This window comes from Alcanivorax sp. HI0007 (genome assembly GCF_001635525.1).
In the GTDB taxonomy this organism is placed as follows: Bacteria; Pseudomonadota; Gammaproteobacteria; order Pseudomonadales; family Alcanivoracaceae; genus Alcanivorax.
On sequence record NZ_LWEJ01000033.1, the window covers coordinates 1 to 4,412 of the forward strand.

4 protein-coding genes and 1 tRNA gene are annotated in these 4,412 nt (G+C 54.6%); all 5 read left to right on the plus strand.

Annotated elements, in window-relative coordinates; all coding sequences use genetic code 11:
• Positions 1 to 401: 401 nt before the first annotated feature.
• The 5 genes from adk (at position 402) to A3714_RS02125 (ending at position 4,228) form a co-directional block, all read left to right on the plus strand.
• The gene (adk, locus tag A3714_RS02110; RefSeq protein ID WP_062817848.1) at positions 402 to 1,058 is read left to right on the plus strand and encodes an adenylate kinase; all 657 of its coding nucleotides are present in this window, start codon (positions 402 to 404) and stop codon (positions 1,056 to 1,058) included.
• A gap of 982 nt (positions 1,059 to 2,040) precedes the next feature.
• Positions 2,041 to 2,805, plus strand: coding sequence for a hypothetical protein (locus A3714_RS02115; protein WP_063525667.1), 765 nt, complete (start codon positions 2,041 to 2,043; stop codon positions 2,803 to 2,805).
• A 406-nt stretch (positions 2,806 to 3,211) separates the two neighbouring features.
• Positions 3,212 to 3,445, plus strand: a complete 234-nt coding sequence (locus A3714_RS17450) for a bacterioferritin-associated ferredoxin (RefSeq protein ID WP_082844720.1) — start codon at positions 3,212 to 3,214, stop codon at positions 3,443 to 3,445.
• Between the two features lie 136 nt (positions 3,446 to 3,581).
• Positions 3,582 to 4,061, plus strand: a complete 480-nt coding sequence (bfr, locus tag A3714_RS02120; RefSeq protein ID WP_063509138.1) for a bacterioferritin — start codon at positions 3,582 to 3,584, stop codon at positions 4,059 to 4,061.
• A 90-nt stretch (positions 4,062 to 4,151) separates the two neighbouring features.
• Positions 4,152 to 4,228 (plus strand) — tRNA-Arg (locus A3714_RS02125).
• Positions 4,229 to 4,412: the final 184 nt, after the last annotated feature.

A 4,412-nucleotide genomic window follows, 5' to 3' on the forward strand; every position in this document is an offset into this window, starting at 1 on the left:
TTACACCCCGGCACCAGGCGGCGGCGTGGATCAGGCTGCCATCATGGCTCCGGTCAAACCCCTTGAACTACCCCAGAAGAGTCCGGCCACGCTGGTTCTCGAGCGCCCCTGAGCCCGTCCTTTCAAAGGGGGGCTACCAAGGTAGCACCCTCCAATCACTTGTGAAGAACGGGGCCTCAGGGTAAAGTTGCACCCCTTCGGAGGCCCCTGAATGGGCCAAACGGAAGGTTCTGCAACAAATTCGTGTCGTCAAAGTGCCCGCCTGGCGTTAAAAAGCCCGAACCCGTTATCCGGTTCTGTGCCTTATCGCCTTGATTGGAGCGCTTGCCTGGCTCCCTTGTGACAGAACGTTTCTTTTGGCGCATTGGAGCCTTTTCGACCACAGAACGATGGAGAATCCTATGCGTGTCATCCTGCTTGGTGCCCCCGGTGCGGGCAAGGGCACCCAGGCGCAGTTCATCAAGGAACAGTTCAATATTCCTCAGATTTCCACTGGTGACATGCTGCGCGCTGCTGTTAAAGCAGGCACTCCCCTGGGTTTGGAAGCCAAGAAAGTGATGGATGCCGGTGGTCTGGTGTCCGATGACATCATTCTGGGCCTGGTCAAAGAGCGCATCAGCGAAGACGACTGTGCCAACGGTTTTCTGTTCGATGGTTTCCCGCGCACCATTCCCCAGGCGCAAGCGCTGGTAGAGCAGGGCGTGGATATCGACTTCGTGGTCGAAATCGATGTGGACGATGAGGAAATCATTGAACGCCTGAGCGGTCGTCGCGTTCATCCTTCCTCCGGACGGGTTTATCACATCAAATACAACCCGCCGAAGGAAGACGACAAGGACGATGAAACCGGTGAAGAACTGGTCCAGCGTGATGACGACAAGGAAGAAACCGTCCGCAAGCGTCTGGAAGTGTATCAGTCTCAAACCCGTCCGCTGGTGGACTTCTACCAGGATCTGGCCAAGAAAGACGATGCCAAGGCGCCCCGCTACGTGCGTGTGGCCGGTGTTGGCTCCGTGGATGATATCCGCAGCCGAGTACTGGACGCTCTGCAAGACTGATCCTTGCTTGAAGGTGTCAGACAGAAAAAGGGAAGCCTGCGGGCTTCCCTTTTTTGTTGGCGGAGGCTCCACGGGCTCTCGCCGGTACCCGGGGAGAGTCCTCCCGGAAACCTCTGCCATGTGCGCGAATGCGTCCGGAAAAGATGCCACGCCGGTCGGCAGGTTTCTTGACGAGTGGCCACAACAGAAAAAATTGCATACTCATGGCGCGATTGCGCGAGTCAGAAAAGCCTGCGCTTGAGCGAAGTGGCTTCACGGTGGCTCAGCCATGAGGGTTATGCCTCTCCCTCGCTCATCTCCTTTTGTCATGTCATCGATGGTTGTGCGCTGCACTGCGATTACGCCCCTGTCGCCTGCCTAAACGACATCTTGCTGTGGTTGCCATAATCTTGAGCCGGGATGTTTCCTGGCCCCTGTGTAAAAAGGCAAGCCTGATAGCGTTCCGTGCACTGTCATTGTCCACGGGGTGCTGCCCATGATCGTGCATTCTCTTTTCGGCGAATTTTCAGCAGCAATCGAAAATGTAACCTTTCTACACAAGGACTCGGCCAGTCGGCTGCCCCCGGGCCTGCGAGTCACACCGTGACGGGATAGCAGGGCAGGGGCGTTTTTTCTTTTCCCTGTTTCGCAATGTCACCGTCGCCGTACATCTTTGTGCCAACACCCTGTGCCGATCGATGTTGTTGCCATGGTGCATTGAATGATCTCCATCGCGATTTTATTTAATAAAACGGCCCAAAAGCGCAGAAAAATATTCCTGACGGCTTTTCAGATGTGCCAGTCAGGCTGACAGAGGAGGGCCGGAAAATGTTTTTTAAGAAACAGAAAAGGAATCAGAAAAGCGGAACAGGGAAATAAGGAAAGCAGCAAATGAAAAAAACAAAAACGAATTGGTCAAATAATGTACCAACTGATTTTTTTTTATGCTATTTTTCGAATTGTCGCAGTACTGATGACAACGCCATAGCTTAGGAGATCAATCATGGCTCGAGCAAAGAAAGCCGCCGCAAAAAAAACTGCGGCGCGTAAGCCCGCAGCAAAGAAGGCTACCGCTGCAAAAGCACCGGCTCTGCCAAAGTCCGTTACTAACGCCGAATCCAAGGTAAAGCTGCAGCAAAAAGCCGTGGACCAGGCTCAGAAAAAAGCCGAGCAGACGCAGGCCAAACTGGACAAGCACCGCGCCAAGATCGATACCGAGAATGGCAAGCTGTCCAAAATGCGCGCCGATGTCGCCGCCAAACGCGACAAAGCGAAGGCTTCTTCCACCGCCGCCGCCAAGCGTGCAGTGGATACGGCACGTGGTCGCATGAATACCGTTCGTTTGAAACTGCAGGATCTGCGTGGTGAAGCCAAACTGATCCGTGCTGAAATCCAGGCGGCCAAGAAAGTGGTCACCCGCGAGGTGAAAAAACTGCGCACCGCCGAGCGCAACATGAAGACCAAGCTGCGTGAGCACGAGCGCAAGCTGGCGAAAAAAGCCAAGGCCGAGCAGAAAAAAGCCGAGCAGAAAGCCAAGGCCGCTGCCAAGAAAGCGGCAGCCAAAGCCAAGCGCGCCGTGAAGAAAAAAACCACCACCCGTAAGAAAGCGGCCACACGCAAGGCGCCTGCCAAGAAAGCGGCAACCAAGGCCCCCGGCAAGAAAGCGGCAGCCAAGCGTAAGCCGACAGCCAAAAAAGCTGCCACTCGCAAGAGCCCAGCCAAGAAAAAAGCGGCAGCCAAGCGTCCAGCCGCCAAAAAGTCGTCCTGATCCCTCGATCTGGAATGACTGAAAAAAGCCCCGCAAACGCGGGGCTTTTTTTATGATGGCAAACGCAAAAAACCGCGTCTTTCCAAACGTAGGGTGCAGTTCGCCTTAGGCTCAGTGCACCCTACGCAACCGGCGGCGGTCAGGAGCCTTGCCCTGAATAACCGCAAAACTCCCTGATTCCTGTCCCAGGCAAAACAACCCTCACTGACCCGTTGCTCCCTCAGCGTGTCATATTCGTGCGCGGGTTGGTGGAGCAGGGCAGGAGAGGGGTATAAGCAAAAATGTACTAGTGGCCGGCTTGACCATGACGACATGCCGGTAGGCCAATGATGCTTTCTTGAAAGCAGTTGATAATGATTCGCGTTAGGGTTAGCATGCCCACTAGAGATTGAGGGATGGCATTCTTATGTACGTATGCATTTGTAAGGGCATTACTGACAACCATATACGGGAAGCGGTCGGCAACGGCTGCGACAGCCTGCGTGATCTTCGTCGGGAACTTGGGGTTGGAAGTCAGTGTGGTAAATGTGCCCGTCATGCCCGCCAAGTGATGCGTGAAGCCCGTAGCGCAGACGAGGCACCCTCCTTCTCGCACCCTTCCTCTGATGGTGTGGTGGTCTACTGGCCCCAAACCGCATAACTAATCGTTCTCATTTACATAAGCGCTTGTATTGCAAGCGCTTTTTTGCATTCCTGCCTTGTCTCTGTCATCTGCTTGCTGAACAATGGGGGTTAACCCAAGTTTAGACCCAAGTTCATCGGACGGAGACAACCCCATGAAAGGCGACGCCAAGGCGATTGAGTACCTGAACCGGGCACTCGGCAACGAACTCGTGGCCATCAACCAGTACTTCCTGCATGCCAAAATGTATAAGGACTGGGGCCTCCAGGCGCTCTATGAAAAGGAATACCACGAGTCCATCGACGAGATGAAGCACGCGGACTGGCTGGTCGAGCGCATCCTGTTTCTTGAGGGCATTCCCAATCTGCAGGATCTGGGCAAGCTGATGATTGGTGAAAACACCAAAGAAATGCTGGAATGCGATCTCAAGTTGGAAAAAATGGCGGTGCCGGATCTGCGTGAAGGTATCGCCTACTGCGAATCCATTCAGGATTACATCAGCCGTAACCTGCTCAAGGACATCCTGGAATCCGAAGAAGAGCACATCGATTGGCTGGAAACCCAGCTCAGTCTGATCAAGCTGGTCGGCATCGAAAATTACCTGCAAAAACAAATGGAAACCGCAGAAGACTGATTGCTGAAGTTTTGAGCGACCGGCGCTTGACTCCCGGCGGGGCTTTGGGAATAATGCGCAGCCTCTCGGGGCGATACAGCAACGAGACATGCACCGGTAGCTCAGTTGGATAGAGCAACTGGCTACGAACCAGTAGGTCGGGGGTTCGAATCCTCCCCGGTGCGCCATACATGACAAGGGCTCGCAGGTTTGCGGGCCCTTTTCTTTTTCGGCCCAGCATCAAACCCGGCATCAAAAACGTCTACCGCGTCGCCTGCTTCTCCCGGGCCAGCCGGTGGTAGACCTGGCGCATCCTCTCCGATTTATGCCCCGCCCAGTGTTCCGAATCATCCGTCAGGCCCTTGGCCTTCA